Genomic DNA, 21258 nt, shown 5'->3' on the forward strand with positions numbered 1-21258 from the left:
GGGGTATGGAGGTTAAGGAATGAGAAAATATATGGTTACCGCCGTTCTTGTAGTGTTCTCGGTTGTTACAATCGGGACGTATTATGTACAGGCCTCACAAGAGACACTACCTAATTATAAGCTGACGATGGTTCAAGGGGATGCTTCCCTCGTTGAAGGTATAGCCTTATACGGAAATTATCTGACTAAGGATAGTGTTTTTGGCATCAAACGAGCTAATATCACTACAAATGGTACAGATTATCCAGATGAAAAGTTAACGATCAGCCAAAGCTTAAACCGAAGACCAGTGAACACACAATTGGATAAATGGAGGGATCAGCATCGTCAGTTCATGCGTGGGAAGAAGAACTTAGCTGGGTTCTATGAAAATCAGGATATGCTTGCTTACGTGAATTGGACCGTAGATAAGCAGCAATCAAATGATCCATCAGCGAAGAAAAATGCTAGACTCAGTATTTCTGTGCTTAATAAGCAAAAGGATAATACGCAGGAAATCAGATCCGATATCAATGTGGATCATGATATTTCAGATATCTATGTACAAAATGTACAGCTTGTTGATCAAGAGCTTGTTGCAATGGTGTTTTTGAATCACGGCGCCAAAGGTTATGTAACTGAACCGCAGATTATCCGTGTTAATCTAACAACAAAGGAGATTACGAATGAGCCGCTCGTATTACCAGGAGCTAAATCTGAAGCAGCAAATGGGGATAATCAATTCGTTAGGTTAGCCAATCAAAATCTGGATCACTCGGATCAATGGATTTTAACGGTTAGTAAAGATAATCATAAAAAGGCATATCAAGTAGATGTTGCAACAGGACAAATCTCGCCGCTCGCGTTCCAAGGGCATGAAATGTTATTGAATAATATTATGAATGCGTATGGACAGAAAATTTATTTCCTGCAAAAAGCTGTATCGGGTAAGGAGAATATAGGATTTACTGTTATTTCTTACGATCTCGTGAGTAAAGAATATGAGACTACTCTGAAGAATACAAATATAGATTTAAGTGAAAACATTACCTATGATTTTAAACAAGACTATCTCTATATTGTGGGTTATAAGAATATGGATAATAAGTACTTCAAAGGTAATCGTCTATATGTATTCAATTTGACAAGCGGTAACCTTGAATACGAAGGAAAAGCAGTATCTACAGAGGCTGCAAATCAGGCTGAAGATGAAGCTAACATGGATTTGAATTTTATCGATCTTGGTCAGTATTAGAATTACTTGTAGAATAGAAAAATAGAGATAAAGAGATATGAAAAGGTGAAATAAGCCGAGCTAGTGACTTCAAAAGTCAATTAGCTCGGCTTTTTAGTCGAAAGTTATAAAACAACCAATAATAACTGTATATCGATTAAAATATATTGTAAAACGATAAATAATATGATAAATTCAATTCACAATAAATCTGTGAGGTGTGTTTATTATGGAAAGAGGATCAACACTTTTTTTAAGGGCAGCGGTTATTCTTATTGGTATCCCGGTGCTTGCCTTGTGCATATTTGTGGTGCCGGAAATAGCGAGTTTCGCAGCAGAACTGTATCCGGATTATAGTTTATTGAAATATCTCATTGCCATTGATTTGTATGCCTCGGCGATACCTTTTTACTTTGCACTGTATCAAGCTTTTAAACTGTTAGGCTATATTGACAAGAACAATGCTTTCTCGGAAATGTCTGTACAGGTTTTAAAGAAAATAAAATATTGTGCAATCATCATCAGTTGCTTGTATGTAGTTGGTATGCCACTCTTTTACCTCATGGCGGAGAAAGATGATGCCCCAGGGATTATAGTCATCGGCTTGATTATCATTTTTGCCTCCATGGTGATTGCCGTTTTTGCTGCAGTTCTACAAAAGCTTTTAAAAGAAGCTATTGATATAAAATCAGAAAATGACTTAACTGTCTGAGGTGAAACAATGGCGATTATAATTAATATCGACGTGATGCTGGCCAAAAGAAAAATGAGTGTTACTGAGCTTTCGGAGAGAGTTGGAATAACAATGGCTAATCTTTCTATATTGAAAAATGGAAAAGCAAAAGCGGTGCGATTATCAACGTTAGAGGCAATTTGTAAGGCTTTGGAATGTCAGCCTGGAGATCTATTAGAATACAAAAATGATGAGGAAACATAAGAATGAAGTCAATAACACAATTGCTGCATTTCGGATATCATCAGGCGATGAGTTGCATATTTCCAGTTGCGATTTTTGGGACTTTAGCTCTTTCTAACATAATAGAAATGCCTTTTCTTTACCGTTATGATGCCATTCTTCTAATACTGCTTACAGTGCAGTACCTCATGTACCGTACTGGATTAGAGACGCTGGATGAAATAAAAGTAATCTGTGTGTTCCACGTTATTGGTTTATTGCTGGAAATCTATAAGGTAAAGATGGGTTCATGGGCATACCCTGAGCCAGGGTTTACGAAGGTGTTTGGTGTACCCCTCTATAGTGGATTTATGTATGCAAGTGTCGCAAGCTTTATGTGCCAGATATGGCGAAGATTGAAAATGGATATGACCGGTTGGCCGGGGCTTGCTTCAGCGGGATTGTTGGGAGGAGCCATCTATTTAAATTTTTTCACACATCATTTCATTCCTGATTTTCGTTGGTGGCTGACAGCGCTTGTGGTTGTTGTCTTCTGGAAAACATGGATCATTTATAGGGTACGGACGGTTACCTATCGAATGCCCTTGACACTGGCCTTTTTTATTGTAGGATTTTTTATCTGGTTAGCTGAAAATATCGCTACATTTTTTAATGCATGGAAATATCCTGATCAATATCAAACGTGGCAACTGGTTAGTTTCAGTAAGATCAGTTCGTGGTTCCTTCTAGTGATCATTAGCGTCATTATAGTTGCCCAGCTTAAACATGTTAAGGCTAGCCGTAATCCGATAAATTCATAATTGAGCTGAGTTGGGACAATACGGTTGATTTGACGAATAAATCATTCGTTTGTTACAATGACGGCATCAATTAGGAAAAGGATGAGGACGATGGTTCGTCGTTTGAAAAGGTTTAAGAATGTCGCTACTGCATCAAGCTTCTAAGTATAAATGAATTACATTACTTAGAAGCGAGGGAAAGAAAATGAAACAACATCAGTTCAGCCACTGGTCTGAAATTAAGTATTTAAAGGATATTGTCACCAACCCAATGATTGAGGTAGGAGAGTACTCTTACTACTCTGGTTATTACGATAATCTTGATTTTGAAGATGGGTGTGTCAGATACCTTTGGGGTGATGAACAATCAAGAAAGTTGTTTAATCCCAGTGAAGATTATGGTTGGCATTTAGATAAATTGATTATAGGAAATTATGTTTGTATTGCTAGTGGTGTAATTATTCTCATGGGTGGGAATCACAATCATCATCCTGAATGGATTACCGTGTATCCTTTTGTAGACCAGATTGCAAACTCTTACGAATCCAAAGGGGATACAATCATTGCTAGTGATGCCTGGATTGGGATGAATGCAATGATTATGCCCGGTGTGAAAATAGGCGAAGGTGCTATTGTTGCGGCAGGATCAGTTGTTGTAAAGGATGTCCCACCGTATACGATAGTAGGCGGCAATCCTGCTAAAGTGATCAAGCAACGGTTTACAGATCAAGAAATCGAAAAGTTAAAGGAAATGCGCTGGTTCGATTGGAAACGTGAGAAAATTGAACAAGCCACGTCTATCTTTTCCAGTTCATCTATTGATCAATTATATGACTTTTACCTTAAAGAAATAAAAAAATAACAAAATCAGCACAGGCTGCCGGTATATTCGGCAGCCTGTTCTTTTATCTGACAGGTTCGTTTAACAATAATTGTTTTTTACCAGATTAATCCTAATTAGTATGTTAATATAGGAATGGACTCATTTAATAAGTTAGGAGGAAATTATATTATGGCCTTACCTTTACAAATCCGTCGAATGACACAAAACGATATTGATATTATACATATGGGGTTATCTGAGCATGACGTAAGCCAACCTCTTGATTATGTCCAACGTTGTTGGCAAGAAAATCAAAATGAAAAGCGAGTTACACTTTTAGCTTTTTGTGAAAATGAGTTTGTTGGATGGGGACATGTGGTATACAGGTCGGAATATCCTTATTTTGCAGAGAATAATATACCTGAAATTCAAAACTTTGACGTCATCCCGCCATTTAGGAAACGTGGGGTAGGAAGTGTATTAATTGAAGCTCTTGAAAAAGATGCTTTTACTATATCTAATACTATTGGTATTGGATTTGGATTATACGCTGACTATGGAACCGCACAACGGATGTATATAAAGCGTGGTTTTATCCCTGATGGGCGGGGAATCATGTACGATAATAAGCCTATTGAGCCTGGGGCACATGTTTGTGTGGACGATGATCTCTGCCTTTATCTTATAAAAACTATTGAGCAATAAAAGCAGCTCTTGTACGGGGGGAGATAGATTCTGAAGTATATCGAATTTGGTATCGGCAATACATGGCTTATTAGAACTGAAACGGAGTTAGAGGATGGAACGGAATATGAAGAAAAAGGCATAGTGACACCGGTAAAGTTCCGCTCGTTATATTTCAGGATTTGGATTGGCAAAACTGTAATCATTCTAGACTTAAAACAAGGCTTGAAAATATGTAAGAAGAGTCGTAAAACGTTGAAGATTATTTTTGGTATAACAAGTCTTTAGGTTAAGTATGACAAGGTTGCCGTCTAAATGAACAAATGGAGGAGACCTGACACGAGACTTAGTGCTCTACCTGAGAATTATTAAAAACTCAAAATATAACGACAAGCGAGGTTTAAATGGATAATCCAGAGAATTTGACCCAAGCGCTGTCTAAGTTTTATGAAGAACTTGAACGATCTGATTTACCGGTTAATACTTTTATGCTATTACGTAAGGGAGAAGTTATTACCGAGTTTTATCGTCAACCGTACCGCAAAAACGTTCCCCAGGTTTTATTTTCTCTAAGTAAGAGCTTTACATCTATTGCAGCAGGCATAGCATGGGATAAGGGTTATTTTGAATTAACGGATAAAGTGGTTTCTTTTTTCCCGGATCAGCTTCCTAGCTCAATTTCACCTAATTTAGAGAAGATGACGATACATCATCTTCTTTCCATGAATACAGGACATAACAATAATATATATGGTGCGATAGCCAAGCAAAATGATTGGGTTCGTGCCTTTTTAGCTTTGGACGTAGAAGATGAACCGGGAAGTTATTACAATTACAATACACACGCCACTTATATGGTTTCGGCTATTATCGAAAAGACGACTGGAGAAAATCTTGTTGATTTTCTAATGCCAAGATTATTTACGCCATTGGACATAGAAAGACCGGATTGGGAGACTTGCCCGTTAGGAATTGTTGCTGGTGGAATGGGACTAAGCATACCAACAGATGCAATTGCGAAATTTGGCCAGATGCTCCTCAATCAAGGGGTTTACAATAGTCGTAGAATTGTTTCGAAAGATTATTTAAAGCTGGCGCTAAATGAACAAAGCGATAATCGTTGGGGACAAAATAAGGCTGACTGGTCAAACGGATATGGTTATCAGTTCTTTATGTGCAGGAATGGATGTAAGATGGGGAATGGAGCTTTTGGTCAATTGTGTTTCATTGATCCGAGTCAAGAGATTGTGATTGCTGCAACTTCAAGTTTTACCGAGATGAAGAAGTTACAGGATTTTTTAGATATCATATATGCAAAATTACTGAACTTTGATTGGCCAACGGTTGCATCTAACATTATTAAACCTCCTACATTTACCTCCTTAGTAAACAGGATTGTTAAAGTAGATTATAGATCGTACAGTGGAATTTATATCTTTGAAGATAATAAGCATAAAATCAAAGAATTAACACTGAAGATTGAAGAAGAGCACCTTAGTTTTTCTTTACTTTACGACGATCATTTAGATGAATTTCCGTTCGATTTTTCAAGGCCTACCCATGCAAAAAGTTTATTTATTAAAGACTTATCCCTTAGTGAGCAGGAAGTTTGTACATCTGCAAGCTGGCAATATGATGATTCCAAATTAATCCTCACGGTATATTACATTGAAACCCCTTACGTAGTTGATTACACTTTGAGTTTTAGCGGTAAAAAAATTGAACTGCATATGCATAGGAATCTTTCCTTAGAGGATAGAGAAGACATAACTGTTATTGGTTGGGAGGGATGAAATGACCAAGGGTAAAGGTTGGATAGCTGTTTTATTTTTGCTGTTTTCTTTAGTTTTTGTGGGAATCACACATCAGGGGACTATGTTTGGGGATTACCTCTTCAGAACTATTGGAATTCCACCTTGGAGCGAACCTGCGACAAACCATGGTTTACATTATTCAGCAATATTCGGGATCATTTTGTTAATTTTCAGTGGGAATTTAACTATAAAGCACTTTAGACAGTGTTATAAAAAATATGTAGGCAGAACCGTTTTGCTTGCTATCATCATTTTCATTATATTATATCCATTTCTAACAGAACGATTGTATTATCTTGTGAATATGAACAATGAAGGAATTGAAGTTGTGGATTTTCTGGAAAAAGATTCGCACTGTATGTACGGTACTCAAGAGGATATTGTGCAGGTTCAATGTACAATCAGGCTAATCAACTATGGCGGGCAAAATGAAACCGTTATGATCCGTCCAATCTTTCGAGAGTACGGTAATCCTCAAGGGATCTGGTCATTCGCAGAGGTTCAGCCGCAAGAGATTACCTTGTTTCCAAGATCTAATATTAAACATAACATTCACTTTGAGAGTAAGCCTGACGCTCGGATTGCTGAATTCGGGGCGAACGGTAATACCGATTATTTTGGTGTGGAGTTCGTCAAGGATGGACATAAAAAGGAAGTCATTAGGGACTGAATTAATAAAAAGATTCATGTCAGTATTAGTTTTAATATTATTACAGCTGAGTAGTAACGGAAGGGAAGGTTTCCAGTGACTCAACGCCTGATAACAAAAGTAAACCAGCGCCTCGATAGTGTGCGTGTGCTTGTTCAAGAAATGATCATGTCTATAGGTAGCGAACAACGGAAACAGGAAGCGTGTGTTCACCTGTACGGAGTGTCTAGTTTCGCTTCATTGCTTGCCGTGAAAAGAGAACAAAATCAGGAATTGGCAGCCATTATAGGACTGCTTCATAATTATTATTTCTTCAAAACCGGAGTCAAGGAATTTCCAGGTCCCAACAGTGCAGATACCATAAGGCCTTTATTAAGAGACTTGAATATGTTTACCAAAGAAGAGCTGACTCAAATTCTAAAGGCAATCTTCCATCAAGGGGACAGGAATAAAGTTCAGGGTCCCTATGAAGAGATTCTAAAGGATGCTCAAGTTCTACAATTACACTTGCAGAATAGGGGATGTAATGTAACACAACAGGACACGAATAGGCTTCGGAATGTACTTCGTGAAATGACGATTCCAGAGGATTTTTTGGAAGAGATAGATTACAGCAGCGGGGCTGAAGTTCTCCAGCCTACGGATAAACGAGGTAAGTTAGCTACTATTGCTGAAGCATTTGGAAAAGAAAACATTGTTGGAATACCAGGAAACGAACGATATCGAGAAATCTGTAAATATTGGCCTGACCAAGCGATTTATAAAGTATTACAAAACAATTGGTGCGCAGCATTTGTATATTACTGCTGTATGCAAGCTGGATTTCTGCTGCCGATTCGATATCCGAATGCTGATTTTCGATTAGCTGGCGTAGGGGCATGGTTAGAGTGGGCGCAACTACCTGAGACCGCATTTTTTTATTTTGACGGGCAAGAGGGGTTTACTCCTCAGCGTGGTGATATTGTGATTTATGAAAAATTGCTAACTAATGACCCTCACGATCATACAGGTATTGTTTTAGCATGCGATGACAAGGAGATCTTAGTTGCTGAAGGAAATAGGGATAATCAGAATTATTCCAGTGTTTTCTACAGAGATCGCTGGCATTGCGTATATGGCTATATCCGTATCGCTAATGACTATGAATTTGAGTTTAGTGGTGAGTATACTCCAATTTAGTTGAGGGGAGTTCATTCGGATGATCACAGTTAAGAATATTATGGCTGAGTATTTATTAATGTCTAACCCTAATTTTGAATTATTTTCAGAACAAGCTCTGGAAAAAAATACGCTGCAACAGCAAAAACATCTATATAAAACTCCGGTTTTTATCGTTACTTTTGAAGCAAAAAATGAGCCAGCTTGGGACAAAGATTCTTGAGCTTCTTCTCTTTTAAAAAGCGAACAAACTTGCCTTTTAGCAATGTTAGAGTTATCATAGATTTCTAAAGTCGTTAATGGAGGTGCTGAATGAAATATTCCCAAGCGACAGATTATGCACTTCATGCAATGCTCTATATGGTGACGGTGGCGTCTGATAAGCCGGTGGGTGTTCAATTGCTTGCTGAGAAGTTAGGTGTTTCCCAAACCTATCTGTCCAAAATGATGACTAAGCTAGTGAAGGCTGGATTGATTCAATCTGCACCTGGTGCTAATGGTGGTTATCGTCTCAGACGCAAGTCGGAAGAAATCTCTTTTTTGGATATTATCCATGCAATCGAAGGAACGGCTTCCTTTTTTGAATGCAGTCTAGATCACGGAAGTGAATGTCTGATTCAACAGGTTGTGATTGACGCTGAGCGACAGATGGAGCAGTACTTAGAGAACACGAAAATTGCAGATTTGGCAAAAACGATGAAGGCGGAGTAAAGATCCGTTCTTTTTTCGGGGTTATTAGAGACAATATAAATCCGTAATGACTTTAATGTGGGTTTTGATACTAAAATATGAAGTTTAAAACAATGGAGGATGATTACAATGACTGAAGAGCAAAAATTAAATGCCAAGAGGGCGACCTATGAAAAAACCACTCATATTTCGATTCCCTCTTATGATTCATTATTTTCGATGATCCAATCTTATTTTCGCTTCGAGTTAGGTGACATCCCTGTATCTATGCTCGTGGTCGGTGCGGGCGGAGGAAATGAATTTTCGGCATGGGGGCCATCTAACCCAAACTGGACATTTACTGGAGTGGATCCTTCGGAAGATATGCTTAAGATCGCGAAATTAAAGATAGATGAACTGGGCTTAGAGAGCCGTGTCAGTCTGATTTCTGGGACAATCGATGATCTTCCTCAGCAGGACTCAAAGTTCGATGTGGCAAGTTGTATTTTGGTCCTTCATTTCATCCATGATGTTCAAGAAAAATTGAAATTGCTACGCTCCATAAAGGATAATCTGAAACCGGGTGCTCCATTTGTTCTCGTAAGTGCATATGGAGATTTGGATGATCCTGAACTCCACGACAGAATAAACGTATGGAAAAGCTTTTGGGTTGCAGGGTATGAATCTCCCGATGCGTTTGATAATGTAAGTAGCAATATTACAAAAATTTCTTTCCTTCCCGAAAAACAAATTGAAGAGTTATTGAAAGAATCAGGCTTCACAAGAATCACTCGATTTTATTCTACTGGAATTATGGCAGGCTGGATGTGTCACGCGGAGTGACTTGAATACTTTCGGACCCAGATGACGTTATTTGTATATATTTAGGCGTTGGAGCATGATTTCGGACTCCAGTGCTGCTATTCCTTAAATAGAGGGTGATATATGGTGATTATCATGCTCATAGCGGCTATGGAGTCCGCGAGCACCCTTAATATAGGAAAAAGTAGCGTATAAGGTCAACTATGTCCTATAGTGCGATTCATAAGTGTGATTAGTACTTAATTAAACCAAGTTTAAGGATTAGTTCAGCGATCAGGTAGCTCCAAAAAGTAGGGGGTGCCCAACAGCCATTGTATGGCTATGGACACCTCATTGTTTTTAACGAAAGTGACTAATCTATACATGAAGCTTGTAACGATTTGCTTTGCTTATCCGCTGAATGTCTGCAAGTTCCTCCGAAGTGAGTGGAGCTACATCAGCAGCCATTACATTGCTTTTTAATTGCTCCAGACTGCTTGCCCCAGGAATAATAACGGCTACAGATGGATTAGCTAGTGGATAATGAAGCGCTGTTTGTGCAAGATTGCGAGAGTCACTAGTTTCCTGCGAAAGCTGATCATGCAAATTCAGAAGTTCCTCACTACTGTAATCTAAGTAATTCTTCTCGGCTTTGCTGCGACCACGCTCTGATAGAATGCCCCCTGCTAAAGGCCCGCGTGCGATCATGCTAATTCCATGCTTAGCTAGCAGAGGAAGGATTTCTTCCTCAGGACGTCGATCTAAAATGCTATATTGGCTCATAACACTTACGATATTTGATTTTTTCACATATTCTCTAATTACATTAGGACGAATAGAAGAGATCCCATAATAGCGGATAAGACCCTCTTGCTTAAGTTCTTCAAAAGCTTCAATCGTTTCGTCAATTGGATCTTCAATAGTGCCGCCATGCAGCTGGTATAGATCGATGTAATCGGTTTGCAGCCGTTTGAGACTATCTTTGACTGCATTTTTAATATAGGCTTTTGAAGGATCCCAGCTCCAGCCATCTTGGCCGGGAATTCTGCGGTTGCCAACTTTTGTGGTCAGGATTACATCCTGTCGACGTTGACGAATGGCTTGGCCAATAATCTCTTCATTACGGCCCTCATCATAAAGATCTGCTGTATCAACAAAATTGATTCCTTGATCGAGTGCTTCATGAACAATGGAAATGGCTTTCGCCTCATCCGTACCCAAAGACATACAGCCAAGTCCTATTTCACTTACATACAAATCGGATTGTCCTAAACGATTTTTTCTCATAGCGCATTCCTTTCTACTTCTGTTGTTGTTATATTATAACGTTTTGGAGAATTGAATTCTAATGGTGCTTCGGACTTCCATTGACTTTATGATCTTTTGGCTTTATCGTCATAGCATATATTATTTATTAGATGAAGATAGATAGGGAGAGATTGGATCATATGGAACAAGCGATGTTTGCAGGCGGATGTTTTTGGTGCATGGTGACACCGTTTGAGGAATTACCAGGCATTCAAGGAATTGTATCGGGATATGCGGGAGGGTTAACTGAGAATCCAACCTACGAAGAAGTCAAAACCGGAACAACGGGGCATTACGAGGTTGTGCAGATTACGTTTGATCCAGCGCTTTTTTCATACGAGAAGCTGCTTGAATTATATTGGCCTCAGATTGACCCTACCGATGATGGTGGGCAATTCCAGGATCGAGGAACTCAGTACCGGACAGCGATCTTCTATTATAATGAAGAACAGCGTTTAGCAGCTCTTGCCTCGAAGGAACAGGTTGCGGTCAGTGGCAGATTCTCCGGTCCAGTCGTTACGGAAATTCTTCCGGCGCCAACTTTTTATCGTGCAGAAGAGTACCATCAGGATTATCATCATAAGAATCCCAAGCACTACAAAGAAGATCGGGAGCAATCCGGTCGGGATACTTTTATCGCTAAACACTGGTAAGTGTTGAAAAAACTTTAAACCAAGAGCATCCTGAGTCATTCATGGCTTACGGGATGCTCTTTTTGCATTATATACAAATTTTATTTATTTTAAATTCTACATACTTTCCACACATTTGTAGACTAAACTACTCTAAATCAAGCGAGAACATCACACAGGAGGGTTTAGGATGAAAAAAATCATACCATTTGTTGCCGTTAGTTTGCTTTTGAGTACAGTGTTAACAAGCTGCCAATCAGGCAATAATGTTCCATCTAAGGTTAATTCGCAAGCTAGTTCTGCAACGGTGGAGCAACCATGGATAGCTACGAAGAATACTACTCGTATTAACACTTCAGATCCGATTCAAGCCGCAGTGTTAGTTTCTCAGACTTTATGGACTGCGCAAACAAAGAATAATAGACCTTCAAGTGTAGTTTTGACGGATGTGAGTAATTGGCAGATCGCCGCAGTTAGTGCAGATTTGATTCATCATCCCAGTAATGGGCCTGTACTGTATACTACAAAAGAAGGGGTTCCTGAGGTTACTCTCGCTGAACTTAAGCGACTGAATCCAATAGGTGCTGAAGGCAATAAAGGGGTTCAGGTAGTGCTTGTTGGGCCTATGGCATCCAATGTCGAACAACAATTAAAGGCCATTGATTTAAAAGTAGACCGGATAGAAGGGGATGAGCCAGCGGCAGTAGCTCAGGCTATAGATACTTATTACGCCAAAGCAGCGGGTGAACTTCCAAAGTCGGTCATTATTGGTTCTATGGATAGCCCTGAGTACACGTTGCCAGCAGTGAATTGGATCGCACATATGCCTGAACCTCTTCTCTTTGTAACCAAAGACGAAATTCCTAACTCAACGGTCGAGGCTTTAAAAGAACGTGGAGGTAGCGCAACCATTTACATCCTAGGACCAGAAGACATTGTCTCAGCAGATGTAGAAAAGCAATTAAAAGAATACGGAACAGTTCTCCGTATAGCTGGAGAAGATGTTTTTAAGAACGCTATAGCTTTTGCAAGTTTTAAGGATGCCAATAACGGATTCGGCTGGGGAATCAATACACCCGGTCATAACCTGTCTTTGTTAACCACGGATTCAACGATGCTCGCTATCGCCGCTGCGCCTTTTTCTCATTTGGGGAAACATGCGCCGCTTATTTTTACGGAAAAAGACGGGCTGCCAGATTCAGTAATGGAGTATATGATGGAGCTTCAGCCTAAATTTCAAGATTCACCAGCAGAAGGTCCTTACAATCATGCTTGGATAACTGGGGATAACCTTACAATAAATGAGCGAGCACAAAGTGAAATCGATGACATGCTAGAAATCTCACCTGCTGCAGGAGGCAATCCGCATTCCGGCCACTAACCATCATCACAGGCTGGCATCATTTAGGGATGATGTCGGCTTGTTCTGTGTTTTTTTTGTATAATGAGAAGAACTAGGTCATAAAGAGGGTGAACGGCTTGAATAAGCTACAGATACTGATCGTAGATGATGAGTGGAACATGCGGAATTTATTGCGGATTTATTTAAGTAAAGAAGGGATGTCTACAAAAGAGGCGTCAACGGGTCATGAGGCACTCCAACTGTTGAAACAACACAGCTTTGACCTAATCTTGCTGGATGTGATGATGCCGGATATGGATGGCTGGCAGGTCTGCAAGCTGGTGAGGGAGTCAAGCTCTATCCCAATTCTAATGCTAACCGCACGTTCTGAAACCAAGGATAAGGTACGTGGTCTCGGTATAGGTGCAGATGATTATCTTACTAAACCGTTTGAGCCGGAAGAATTAGTGGCTAGGATTTATTCTCTGCTGCGGCGTTCAACACTTACTTTTGTTCAACAACCTCAGGAAAAGGTGCTCACATACCCTGATTTTAAAATATACCCAGAAGCTAGGGAGGTACATATTCAGGATACATCCATTGAATTCACGCTCAAGGAGTTTGATCTACTGGCCACTTTGGCGCAAAACACTACCCGGGTTTTTACGAGAGAAGAACTGGTGGAGCGATTATGGGGGAATAATTATGAGGGGGAGAATCGTGTTATTGACACTCATATTAAGAATATCCGCGAGAAACTACATAAAGCAGGCCTAGCCTATAATCCGGTTCAGACGGTGTGGGGATTAGGTTATAAATTTCATGCTCCCGGTAATCAGGTATGAAAAATAACATCATCGGACTTAAGCTCGGTTTTGTTATTATGTCTGTTTTTGTGGTTGTTTTGCTTGTTCTTGGAATTACTATAGACCGGATGTTTACAAACTTTTATTACAACGAGATGCAAAAAGAGACGGAGGAACTCACCTCACATTTTATTGGAATGGCGGAATCGCAGGATAGTTCAAACGAGCAGATGATGAGTACCTTTGCAGAATTTTCGGATGTCAGTATCTTTAATATCTCGAAGGATGGCCATGTGATACTCCACTCGGGTGCACATGATCGTATGGATCGTTCATTCATCCAAGCTTCGGATGTTAGCCGGATTTTTGCTGGGAAAAGTATTGATTTTGAGTATAAAGATCCTGCTGGATATTCTTATTTTATCATTGGAAAACCAATAATGGAGGGGGATACAACTCAGTCTGCACTTTATGTAATGTCCTCTACAGAGAGTATGAAGCAATCTTTGGCTTCCATCCGGAACCTGCTGCTGATTGCAGGAATAGGGGCTTTTATATTGGCTTTAGGGATCACTGGTGTGATCGCCATGATTTTGTCCAGACCTCTGATCAAGATGCAAAAGGCAACCCGGAAAATCGCGGCTGGCGAGCTGGAAACGAGACTGTCTATACGTAGTAACGATGAGATTGGTTTTTTGGCAGAGGCCATAAATGATCTGGCTGTCGATCTGCAACGATACAGGGATACAAGGCAGGAATTTCTGGCAAATATCTCACATGAGCTGAGAACGCCCATTACATATTTGGAGGGGTACACCAAGGTTATAAAAGATGGACTTTACGAGACCGAAGGGGAAAGAGATCTATACCTGGACATCATTCATCAGGAAGCACATCGGCTCCAGCATCTGGTGGATGATTTATTTGAACTGGCAAAGATGGAGGAAGGAAAGGTTACACTTACCCAAGAGTGGATCGATCTCAGTCAGCTAGCGGAACAAGCCGTGCGCAGAGTTGAACTGAAAGCAAAAGAGAAGGGATTACACCTGAAGATTCAGCTTAGCGGAGATGCGTATATGATCCGTGGAGATCAAAAACGTATGGAACAGATTATAATGAACCTTCTGGAAAATGCAATTCGTTATACGGATGAAGGCGAGATTATTGTTCATGTGGAATTTGCAGCGGATGCTGCAACTCTAATAGTTGAAGATACAGGAATAGGTATTCCTGAGAAAGAGCTTCCCTATATCTTCGAACGTTTCTACCGGGTAGAGAAATCACGTTCAAGACAATACGGTGGTTCAGGTCTGGGGCTTTCCATTGTTAAAAAGCTGGTGGAATTGCATGGAGGCAAGATTCGAATGATGAGTCAGCCTGGAGCGGGTACTCGTTGCGAGGTGCAACTATTTAATCTATCTAAATCCGAATAAATGTAAGTAAAAAGAGACTTCAGATACAAAATGAGGTCTCTTTTTTGCATGTTTATAATGTTATTTATTCGACTCAAGCTCTTCAAGTGCCCATTCGCAAAATTGTATAGAGCTCTCCATATCAAGCACACGTTTGTGGATCAGTAAATAACGTCCAAAAGTGGTGGCTTTTAACTCACGCGTCTCACCGCGTTCATCACGTAAGACTTCGTTTGCTTTGAGCAAAACCTTGTATCGCTCCAGCTCACTTTTACAAAACTCTGCACGTTTTAGCAATAGGTCCTTGGCTTCTTCCGGGTTGGATAGCCATAAGCTATACAGCTTAAAATGCAGCTCATCCCGCAGCACCGGAGGCTCTGCAGTAGTTTCCACCCATTGCCGCAATTGCTCCAGTCCTGCTTTCGTAATGGAGTATTCTTTTTTATCCGGTTTATCGGTCTGTTCAATGAGCTTAAAGGTGATATAACCTTGCTGCTCCATGCTCATTAATAGAGGGTAGATTTGACTATGTCCAGCACGCCAGAGCGGCTTGATATTCTGAGTTAATTCATATCCAGACAATGAGTTAGCGCTAAGTAAAGCTAGAAGTCCATAAGACAGTGTATTCATTACTATAAAGCCCTCCAGTTATTATAAATCCGTTTTCATTGAATTTTTCGGGGATATGTCATCATTGACATATTGATCATACGATTATAACATTATTCAAGTCACCTTATATATGTAAAAGTAGACATATAAAAAAATAATGAGGAGGGGAAGCATGGAAGAAAATCAAGCAAGCAAAATACATTTTTGGCCGATCATGATTGCCATATTCTTCGGAAATTTCGTCTCTGTCTTAAGTACAACGACGATCAACATTGCTGTTCCTCTTTTAATGGATCATTTCAATACGAGTCTGAACACCATGCAATGGATGGTCACCGGTTTTATGCTGGCGACAGGAGTAACCGCACCACTCGCCGGCTATCTCGGAGGAAGATTCAGCTACAAAAAGCTTTATCTTTTCGCCTTGATGGGATTCACCATGTTCTCTTTGCTTTGTGCTTTAGCATGGGATCCAACATCATTAATTGTATTTCGGATGCTACAGGGTTCGTGTAGCGGTCTCATCATGGCTTGTACAATGACCATCATATTTCAAGTAATACCGGGAGAACGCAGACCTTTTGCAGTAAGCCTCTGGTCGTTATCCGCGATGGTCGCGCCAGCCATAGGACCAACGTTTAGCGGGTGGCTGCTCCAATATGCCAGCTGGCATTGGTTATTCTTAATTAACATCCCTATTGGAATCATAGCTGTTATTCTAACCCTAACGTTAATTCCATATTATCGAATGAATATTCCGAAGTCATTTGATATTCCTGGTTTCCTTACCGTTGTCCTCGGTAGTTTATCATTATTAACTGCATTTAGCCAAGGCAATAGCTGGGGATGGACTTCGTGGAAAACCTTATCGTTAATCCTTTTGGGAGTTGTGTTGTTAGTTTTGTTTGTTTTGCGCGAGCTGAAGGCGGAGGTACCTCTGCTGAATTTGCGTGTATTCCGTAATCGCCGTTTTACCGCCATGCTAAGTATCTATAGTTTGGTTACGATTGCGATGTATGCCGGAACCTATTTAACCCCTTTGTTCTTACAAACGGTAGAAGGGGCTACAACGCTTAAAACAGGGCTGATTTTATTGCCGTCCTCGATCCTCCTTGCCTTGCTGAGTCCAATCGTAGGTAAGCTGTATCCAAAGTTCGGACCTGTGAAGTTGATTTCTGCGGGTATTTTATTTATATTCATCGGTTTATTCATGCTTAGTCGGCTGCAAACGAACATATCTTATAGCTTTATTATGTGGGCGATGGTCGTTCGTAATCTCGGCATTGGACTAGCCAATGTTCCAAGCAGTACAGCCTCAATGGAGGAAATTCCTGTCGAATGGTCTGGGCATGCTACGTCGATCAACAACTGGGTTCGCAATGTGTTAAGCTCACTTGGGATTGCAGTATTCACCTCACTGCTGTCGAGTAGATCCTTACTCCACTCTAAAGAGTTGATCAGCTCCGGTGCAAGTAATACAGATTCGATACGTTTGCTATCGTTCACGATGGGTGTGAATGATGTTTTTGTGGTAGGTTCCATTATTGTGTTGTTTGGATTTCCACTGATGTTTTTATTACGCAAGAAGCGTACTGTGGTAACTGTACAAAACGCAGGATAACCGGTACGATACAAAAAGCAGATCAAGGTTTTATCCTTGATCTGCTTTTTGTCTTAGATTACGTTTTGTTAATAAACTTTAATGCATCATATCGCCCATTCCACCCATACTCCCTACAATTTCCGGATTAATCATCCCGAAGATCATCGCGATATGCGCCACGACCAAGAATCCACTAATAAGCAGAAAATGCAGCTTCATCTTATACTCTTCCGATCGTTTACGGGCAATCAGACCAAGATCTAACAAAGCCAGTGGCAATAAGAAGAGTACTCCGCTTAAATAGAAGCCCACGGCTACGATATCAACCCATGTGTGCCATTCCCCATTCACAGACAAAGGAATAAACGAAGTTGGAAACAAGTAGAGGAATACACCTGTGAAATATATCCCTGCGAGTATGCTGCAGACTTTGTTGAAGGATCGTAGTGGGCCTGTTAGATTCTTGGTGAACAAAATAATAAACTCTGTAATGGTAATCGTCTCAGCAAAAATCACGGGGATTGCCATGAATATAATCAAGTTCCAAGGCTGGTTGTCCGCTAGCAAAGACATGTAATGCGTCATGTTCATAAGATACTCCTCCGATAATATGTAATAGCTTCAGTTACTTATCGTATTCGAGAAGTATGTGGAAAGTATGTGGAAACGAAGGTATGATAAATATATGCAATAATAACAGTCGAGGGGAGCAAGACAACCGTGGGAAGAGGATTACAAAACATTTTATTTGATTTAGATGGTACTTTAACAGACCCCAAAGAAGGCATCACCAAAAGCGTAGAATATGCTTTGAACAAATTTGATATACAGATCGAACATTTGGATGAGCTTCTTCCTTACATAGGTCCTCCGTTATATGATTCATTTATCGAGCTGCACCATTTCACTGAGGAACAAGCGCTTCAAGCGGTTGCTTTTTACCGGGAGCGTTACAGTGCCACGGGATTATTTGAGAATATGGTGATTGAAGGTATACCCCAATTGCTGGAGGGACTTAAGACGAATGGATACTCATTGTATGTAGCAACCTCCAAACCGACTGTTTTTGCAGCACAGATTCTTGAGCATTATAAGCTCGATCATTATTTCAAACATATCGGAGGAAGTAATCTGGACGGTACCCGTTCTAAGAAGCAAGAGGTTATTCAGTACGTGCTTGATGAGAATGACATACATCCAGAGGAAGCGGTAATGATAGGAGATCGTAAGCATGATATCATCGGTGCTATTGGCTGTGGTGTCGAATCTATTGGAGTGACTTTTGGTTATGGTCCCAAGGAGGAGCTTGAACAAGCCGGAGCAGACCATATCGCCTTTCGTGTGGAAGAAATTGCAGATATCATTCAGCATATTTCATTGAGAGAACGGTGCACCAAATGAGTGTTATGAATACTGTAATACTTGACGGGAAATCGATTAAGCTGGTTCCAACAGATGAAAGTCATGCAGAAGGATTGGCGAAAGTGTTAAGAAATCCAGACATCTGGGAATTTACCTGGCGAAAAATAACGTCGGACGAGCAGGTGCAAGGATTAATCTCAACAGCTTTAGCGAATCAAAAGAACGGTTCACAAATTACCTTTACTATCATTGATAAAGCAACGGAGCGAATTATCGGAACCACTCGTATTATGCATCCGGATTTGGTTCATCGTAACGCTGAAATTGGATGTACCTGGATCTCACCAGACTATTGGAGAACTAGTGTGAACACAGAAGGCAAGTCGCTGCTGCTACACTATTGTTTTGAAGAACTAAAGCTGATCCGCGTAGAATTTGCAGTGGTCGCGAACAACTTGAGGTCACAAAGAGCAGTAGAACGAATAGGGGCGGTTAAAGAAGGGGTTCTGCGCAAGCATAGAATCAAGTCTGACGGATCGATTCATGATAATGTGGTCTTTAGCATATTGGATACCGAATGGCCTGCTGTAAAAGAGAATCTGCATTATTTGATAAATGATAAATACGCATAAGTATAGATGAAGCAAACAAACGGGCTAGGGGCCGTTCCATAGGGAGCTACACTTCATCTATAATTGAGGAATCAGAGTGGCGACGGAAGCAATTTGTTAAAGCAGAGTGAGTGTTTAATTGTATTTTGTACAACTATAATTCCTTAATTGGTCGGGGTATAGATATAACTGTATTTAGTACATCTATATTCCTCATTTAATTTCTTATAGGTGGATTTTCAGGGTTTTAATTGTACAGAATACAATTAAAACAAGAATAGTTACTTTTGCATACGGAATAAGTGTACAGAATACAGTTATTTCACATTTACCCTATATCACTCTCCATTATCTCATTCGAATCCTTTAAATTAGGTGCTAGAAGTATAACAAGAGGGGATGCACCGGAAGCTACGTTCTGTCTGAAAGGATTTCTTCAAGGCATCAGACTTGCAACTCCTGCTTAGTGAGGATGAATATACTTGGTGGATCAGCGGATGATTAAGCGAGTTAAGCCAGAGCGTATAAGGATTTGCCCATAAATTTGCTTAAACACCCCCCACAGATCAAAAACACCAGGCAGTGATACTCCAATCCCGGAGAATCGCTGCCTGGTTTTTTTTAATAACAGAGACCGCTACAAATTCTAGAAAGAGCTGCTTGGAGCAGCGCCTTCTTTTATGATTCAGCCAATAGGCTGCTTATGGTTATTGTTTAGGACTTACAAGGATTTTCACTTGATTTTTTTCTTTCAAAAGAGCCTCAAACCCGTGATCAATCACTTCATTCAGTTTAATTCTCTTAGTAACAAGTTTTTCAGCAGGGAAGTACCCTTGTTCCATCAAGCTAATTACAGCTGGGAAAACATCACGGTAACCAATGATACCAGTTAAGTTGCGTTCTTTAAGTACGATATTGTTTGGTGTAATCGTAGCATCTTTTTCGAAAATACTAACGATCATAATTTGTCCACTCAATTTAGTGGAATTAATGGCTTGGGTTAGAACGGGAGGTACACCTGTCACTTCAAACGCAACATCTACGCCACCATCGGTACGTTTTTGAATTTCTTCGACCACATCATATTGTTTAGGATCGATTACAATACCACCAAGTTCTTCAGCTTTACTCTTACGTTCCTCGGAAAGTTCTACTACATAGATTTCAGCTGCGCCGGATGCTTTCAAAGCTTCAATGACCAGCAAACCGATTGGGCCAGCACCGAATACTACAGCTTTATCTCCAACCTTCAGTTGACTGGAACGAACAGCGTGTAGAGCAACGGCAGAAGGTTCCACCAGAGCACCTTGTTCATAGGATAAGCTGTCTGGAATTTTGTGCACCATATGTTGGTCTGCTGCGACGTATTCTGAGAATCCACCGCCACCACCAGCCAAACCTAGGAAGCCCATTTTTTCACAAAGATTATATTTACCTTGTCGACAAGCCACACATTCACCACATGCAAAAACAGGCTCTACGACGACGCGATCACCAACATTAAACTTGCTAACGCCTTGACCTACTTCTACGATTTGTCCAGAGAATTCATGTCCCATTACGACTGGAGCTTTTTCACCAGTAAGGGGATGATCTGTTCCTTGGGGAATGAAAATAGGACCGGCTACATATTCGTGAAGATCGCTGCCACAAATTCCGCACCATTCGATTTTGATTTTCACTTTTCCTTCAAGGGCTGCTGGTTCTTCAATCTTTTCTAACCGTAGATCTTTGACGTTATGCCATCTTAATGCTTGCATATCATTCATCTCCTAGATTAATAATTAATAATAAATAGTATTTTATTCCTGGAAAAGAGGAAACGTTTCCGAGAACAAATATGTCACATAATTTTCATATTGTCAAATTTAAATATTGAAAATATTAATATTGAAAATTAGTGAAATTTTTCACTAAAATAGAGTTATATCAAGCCTTTAGGCTCACAGTGGCAGCTGAGATAAGTATTCTTCTATGTACTATTATGTTATAATCTATACATTGGAATTTTGATTTTAGATGAGTGGAATAGAGATGAATACGAAAACGATTCCGGAAATAAGG

At 40.1% G+C, this 21258-nt stretch carries 24 protein-coding genes; 20 read left to right on the forward strand and 4 right to left on the reverse strand.

Annotated features, from left to right (window positions below; all coding sequences use genetic code 11):
* Window positions 1–19 precede the first annotated feature (19 nt).
* From MHB37_RS15130 to MHB37_RS15190, 13 genes are all read left to right on the forward strand, one after another.
* A complete protein-coding gene (locus MHB37_RS15130) occupies window positions 20–1234 on the forward strand; it encodes a hypothetical protein (protein ID WP_076194266.1) in 1215 nt (404 codons plus the stop codon).
* Between the two features lie 208 nt (window positions 1235–1442).
* Complete coding sequence (locus tag MHB37_RS15135) at window positions 1443–1925, forward strand: DUF2975 domain-containing protein (protein ID WP_038570783.1); 483 nt, start codon at window positions 1443–1445, stop codon at window positions 1923–1925.
* Between the two features lie 9 nt (window positions 1926–1934).
* Window positions 1935–2150: a helix-turn-helix transcriptional regulator gene (locus MHB37_RS15140; protein ID WP_076129351.1), complete on the forward strand. Its 216-nt coding sequence runs from the start codon at window positions 1935–1937 to the stop codon at window positions 2148–2150.
* A 2-nt stretch (window positions 2151–2152) separates the two neighbouring features.
* Window positions 2153–2929, forward strand: coding sequence for a DUF817 domain-containing protein (locus MHB37_RS15145; RefSeq protein WP_076135041.1), 777 nt, complete (start codon window positions 2153–2155; stop codon window positions 2927–2929).
* 184 nt (window positions 2930–3113) lie between these two features.
* On the forward strand, window positions 3114–3770 hold the full coding sequence (locus MHB37_RS15150; protein ID WP_339174046.1) for a CatB-related O-acetyltransferase: 657 nt from the start codon (window positions 3114–3116) through the stop codon (window positions 3768–3770).
* A 150-nt stretch (window positions 3771–3920) separates the two neighbouring features.
* Window positions 3921–4436, forward strand: coding sequence for a GNAT family N-acetyltransferase (locus tag MHB37_RS15155; protein WP_076219091.1), 516 nt, complete (start codon window positions 3921–3923; stop codon window positions 4434–4436).
* A 30-nt stretch (window positions 4437–4466) separates the two neighbouring features.
* The gene (locus MHB37_RS15160; RefSeq protein WP_076219092.1) at window positions 4467–4703 is read left to right on the forward strand and encodes a DUF3977 family protein; all 237 of its coding nucleotides are present in this window, start codon (window positions 4467–4469) and stop codon (window positions 4701–4703) included.
* Window positions 4704–4819: 116 nt separating this feature from the next.
* On the forward strand, window positions 4820–6208 hold the full coding sequence (locus MHB37_RS15165) for a serine hydrolase (RefSeq protein ID WP_076308553.1): 1389 nt from the start codon (window positions 4820–4822) through the stop codon (window positions 6206–6208).
* A gap of 1 nt (window position 6209) precedes the next feature.
* On the forward strand, window positions 6210–6899 hold the full coding sequence (locus tag MHB37_RS15170; protein ID WP_076306766.1) for a hypothetical protein: 690 nt from the start codon (window positions 6210–6212) through the stop codon (window positions 6897–6899).
* Between the two features lie 75 nt (window positions 6900–6974).
* Entirely contained in the window at window positions 6975–8057 is a 1083-nt protein-coding gene (locus tag MHB37_RS15175) for a CHAP domain-containing protein (protein ID WP_254848978.1), read from the forward strand.
* Window positions 8058–8076: 19 nt separating this feature from the next.
* A complete protein-coding gene (locus tag MHB37_RS15180; protein WP_076194255.1) occupies window positions 8077–8259 on the forward strand; it encodes a hypothetical protein in 183 nt (60 codons plus the stop codon).
* Between the two features lie 89 nt (window positions 8260–8348).
* Window positions 8349–8747, forward strand: coding sequence for an Rrf2 family transcriptional regulator (locus MHB37_RS15185; protein ID WP_076306767.1), 399 nt, complete (start codon window positions 8349–8351; stop codon window positions 8745–8747).
* 108 nt (window positions 8748–8855) lie between these two features.
* Window positions 8856–9548: a class I SAM-dependent methyltransferase gene (locus MHB37_RS15190; RefSeq protein ID WP_076302004.1), complete on the forward strand. Its 693-nt coding sequence runs from the start codon at window positions 8856–8858 to the stop codon at window positions 9546–9548.
* 336 nt (window positions 9549–9884) lie between these two features.
* Here MHB37_RS15190 and MHB37_RS15195 read toward each other — a convergent pair whose 3' ends face one another.
* The gene (locus tag MHB37_RS15195; protein ID WP_405169538.1) at window positions 9885–10793 is read right to left on the reverse strand and encodes an aldo/keto reductase; all 909 of its coding nucleotides are present in this window, start codon (window positions 10791–10793) and stop codon (window positions 9885–9887) included.
* Between the two features lie 161 nt (window positions 10794–10954).
* Between MHB37_RS15195 and msrA the strand changes: the two genes are divergently transcribed.
* The 4 genes from msrA (at window position 10955) to MHB37_RS15215 (ending at window position 15027) form a co-directional block, all read left to right on the forward strand.
* On the forward strand, window positions 10955–11467 hold the full coding sequence (msrA, locus tag MHB37_RS15200; RefSeq protein WP_076194248.1) for a peptide-methionine (S)-S-oxide reductase MsrA: 513 nt from the start codon (window positions 10955–10957) through the stop codon (window positions 11465–11467).
* A 169-nt stretch (window positions 11468–11636) separates the two neighbouring features.
* Window positions 11637–12827, forward strand: a complete 1191-nt coding sequence (locus tag MHB37_RS15205) for an ArsR family transcriptional regulator (protein ID WP_076129361.1) — start codon at window positions 11637–11639, stop codon at window positions 12825–12827.
* Between the two features lie 98 nt (window positions 12828–12925).
* Window positions 12926–13633 carry a response regulator transcription factor gene (locus MHB37_RS15210; protein WP_175620041.1) on the forward strand — a complete coding sequence of 236 codons (708 nt, stop codon included), beginning with the start codon at window positions 12926–12928 and terminating at the stop codon, window positions 13631–13633.
* Complete coding sequence (locus tag MHB37_RS15215; RefSeq protein WP_076129362.1) at window positions 13630–15027, forward strand: cell wall metabolism sensor histidine kinase WalK; 1398 nt, start codon at window positions 13630–13632, stop codon at window positions 15025–15027. The genes MHB37_RS15210 and MHB37_RS15215 overlap by 4 nt, the downstream gene beginning before the upstream one ends.
* Before the next feature lie 60 nt (window positions 15028–15087).
* Here the strand turns inward: MHB37_RS15215 and MHB37_RS15220 are convergent, their stop codons facing one another.
* Window positions 15088–15636 carry a PadR family transcriptional regulator gene (locus MHB37_RS15220; RefSeq protein ID WP_076129363.1) on the reverse strand — a complete coding sequence of 183 codons (549 nt, stop codon included), beginning with the start codon at window positions 15634–15636 and terminating at the stop codon, window positions 15088–15090.
* 154 nt (window positions 15637–15790) lie between these two features.
* On the opposite strand from MHB37_RS15220, the gene MHB37_RS15225 reads away from it, so the two are divergent.
* A complete protein-coding gene (locus MHB37_RS15225) occupies window positions 15791–17239 on the forward strand; it encodes an MDR family MFS transporter (protein WP_076129364.1) in 1449 nt (482 codons plus the stop codon).
* A 78-nt stretch (window positions 17240–17317) separates the two neighbouring features.
* On the opposite strand, the gene MHB37_RS15230 is transcribed toward MHB37_RS15225, so the two are convergent.
* Window positions 17318–17812 (reverse strand): DUF6803 family protein, encoded by a 495-nt coding sequence (locus tag MHB37_RS15230; protein ID WP_076302011.1) that lies wholly within the window; start codon window positions 17810–17812, stop codon window positions 17318–17320.
* Window positions 17813–17941: 129 nt separating this feature from the next.
* On the opposite strand from MHB37_RS15230, the gene MHB37_RS15235 reads away from it, so the two are divergent.
* Window positions 17942–18622: an HAD family hydrolase gene (locus MHB37_RS15235; RefSeq protein ID WP_076185867.1), complete on the forward strand. Its 681-nt coding sequence runs from the start codon at window positions 17942–17944 to the stop codon at window positions 18620–18622.
* Window positions 18619–19215: a GNAT family N-acetyltransferase gene (locus MHB37_RS15240; protein WP_076302012.1), complete on the forward strand. Its 597-nt coding sequence runs from the start codon at window positions 18619–18621 to the stop codon at window positions 19213–19215. The genes MHB37_RS15235 and MHB37_RS15240 overlap by 4 nt, the downstream gene beginning before the upstream one ends.
* Window positions 19216–19901: 686 nt before the next feature.
* Here the strand turns inward: MHB37_RS15240 and MHB37_RS15245 are convergent.
* The gene (locus MHB37_RS15245) at window positions 19902–20954 is read right to left on the reverse strand and encodes a 2,3-butanediol dehydrogenase (protein WP_076308544.1); all 1053 of its coding nucleotides are present in this window, start codon (window positions 20952–20954) and stop codon (window positions 19902–19904) included.
* Window positions 20955–21258 lie beyond the last annotated feature (304 nt).

The sequence above is a fragment of the Paenibacillus sp. FSL H3-0286 genome (assembly GCF_045040705.1).
Lineage (GTDB): Bacteria > Bacillota > Bacilli > Paenibacillales > Paenibacillaceae > Paenibacillus_AQ > Paenibacillus_AQ odorifer.

What these genes read in the sequence shown, in the direction of transcription:
- MHB37_RS15135 (WP_038570783.1), top strand. Translation starts at nt 1,443, where the DNA reads ATGGAAAGAGGATCAACACTTTTTTTAAGGGCAGCGGTTATTCTTATT.
- MHB37_RS15215 (WP_076129362.1), top strand. Translation starts at nt 13,630, where the DNA reads ATGAAAAATAACATCATCGGACTTAAGCTCGGTTTTGTTATTATGTCT.
- MHB37_RS15140 (WP_076129351.1), top strand. Translation starts at nt 1,935, where the DNA reads ATGGCGATTATAATTAATATCGACGTGATGCTGGCCAAAAGAAAAATG.
- msrA (WP_076194248.1), top strand. Translation starts at nt 10,955, where the DNA reads ATGGAACAAGCGATGTTTGCAGGCGGATGTTTTTGGTGCATGGTGACA.
- MHB37_RS15245 (WP_076308544.1), bottom strand. Translation starts at nt 20,954, where the DNA reads ATGCAAGCATTAAGATGGCATAACGTCAAAGATCTACGGTTAGAAAAG.
- MHB37_RS15225 (WP_076129364.1), top strand. Translation starts at nt 15,791, where the DNA reads ATGGAAGAAAATCAAGCAAGCAAAATACATTTTTGGCCGATCATGATT.
- MHB37_RS15155 (WP_076219091.1), top strand. Translation starts at nt 3,921, where the DNA reads ATGGCCTTACCTTTACAAATCCGTCGAATGACACAAAACGATATTGAT.
- MHB37_RS15220 (WP_076129363.1), bottom strand. Translation starts at nt 15,636, where the DNA reads ATGAATACACTGTCTTATGGACTTCTAGCTTTACTTAGCGCTAACTCA.
- MHB37_RS15130 (WP_076194266.1), top strand. Translation starts at nt 20, where the DNA reads ATGAGAAAATATATGGTTACCGCCGTTCTTGTAGTGTTCTCGGTTGTT.
- MHB37_RS15195 (WP_405169538.1), bottom strand. Translation starts at nt 10,793, where the DNA reads ATGAGAAAAAATCGTTTAGGACAATCCGATTTGTATGTAAGTGAAATA.
- MHB37_RS15170 (WP_076306766.1), top strand. Translation starts at nt 6,210, where the DNA reads ATGACCAAGGGTAAAGGTTGGATAGCTGTTTTATTTTTGCTGTTTTCT.
- MHB37_RS15230 (WP_076302011.1), bottom strand. Translation starts at nt 17,812, where the DNA reads ATGAACATGACGCATTACATGTCTTTGCTAGCGGACAACCAGCCTTGG.
- MHB37_RS15180 (WP_076194255.1), top strand. Translation starts at nt 8,077, where the DNA reads ATGATCACAGTTAAGAATATTATGGCTGAGTATTTATTAATGTCTAAC.
- MHB37_RS15205 (WP_076129361.1), top strand. Translation starts at nt 11,637, where the DNA reads ATGAAAAAAATCATACCATTTGTTGCCGTTAGTTTGCTTTTGAGTACA.
- MHB37_RS15165 (WP_076308553.1), top strand. Translation starts at nt 4,820, where the DNA reads ATGGATAATCCAGAGAATTTGACCCAAGCGCTGTCTAAGTTTTATGAA.
- MHB37_RS15185 (WP_076306767.1), top strand. Translation starts at nt 8,349, where the DNA reads ATGAAATATTCCCAAGCGACAGATTATGCACTTCATGCAATGCTCTAT.
- MHB37_RS15150 (WP_339174046.1), top strand. Translation starts at nt 3,114, where the DNA reads ATGAAACAACATCAGTTCAGCCACTGGTCTGAAATTAAGTATTTAAAG.
- MHB37_RS15145 (WP_076135041.1), top strand. Translation starts at nt 2,153, where the DNA reads ATGAAGTCAATAACACAATTGCTGCATTTCGGATATCATCAGGCGATG.
- MHB37_RS15190 (WP_076302004.1), top strand. Translation starts at nt 8,856, where the DNA reads ATGACTGAAGAGCAAAAATTAAATGCCAAGAGGGCGACCTATGAAAAA.
- MHB37_RS15240 (WP_076302012.1), top strand. Translation starts at nt 18,619, where the DNA reads ATGAGTGTTATGAATACTGTAATACTTGACGGGAAATCGATTAAGCTG.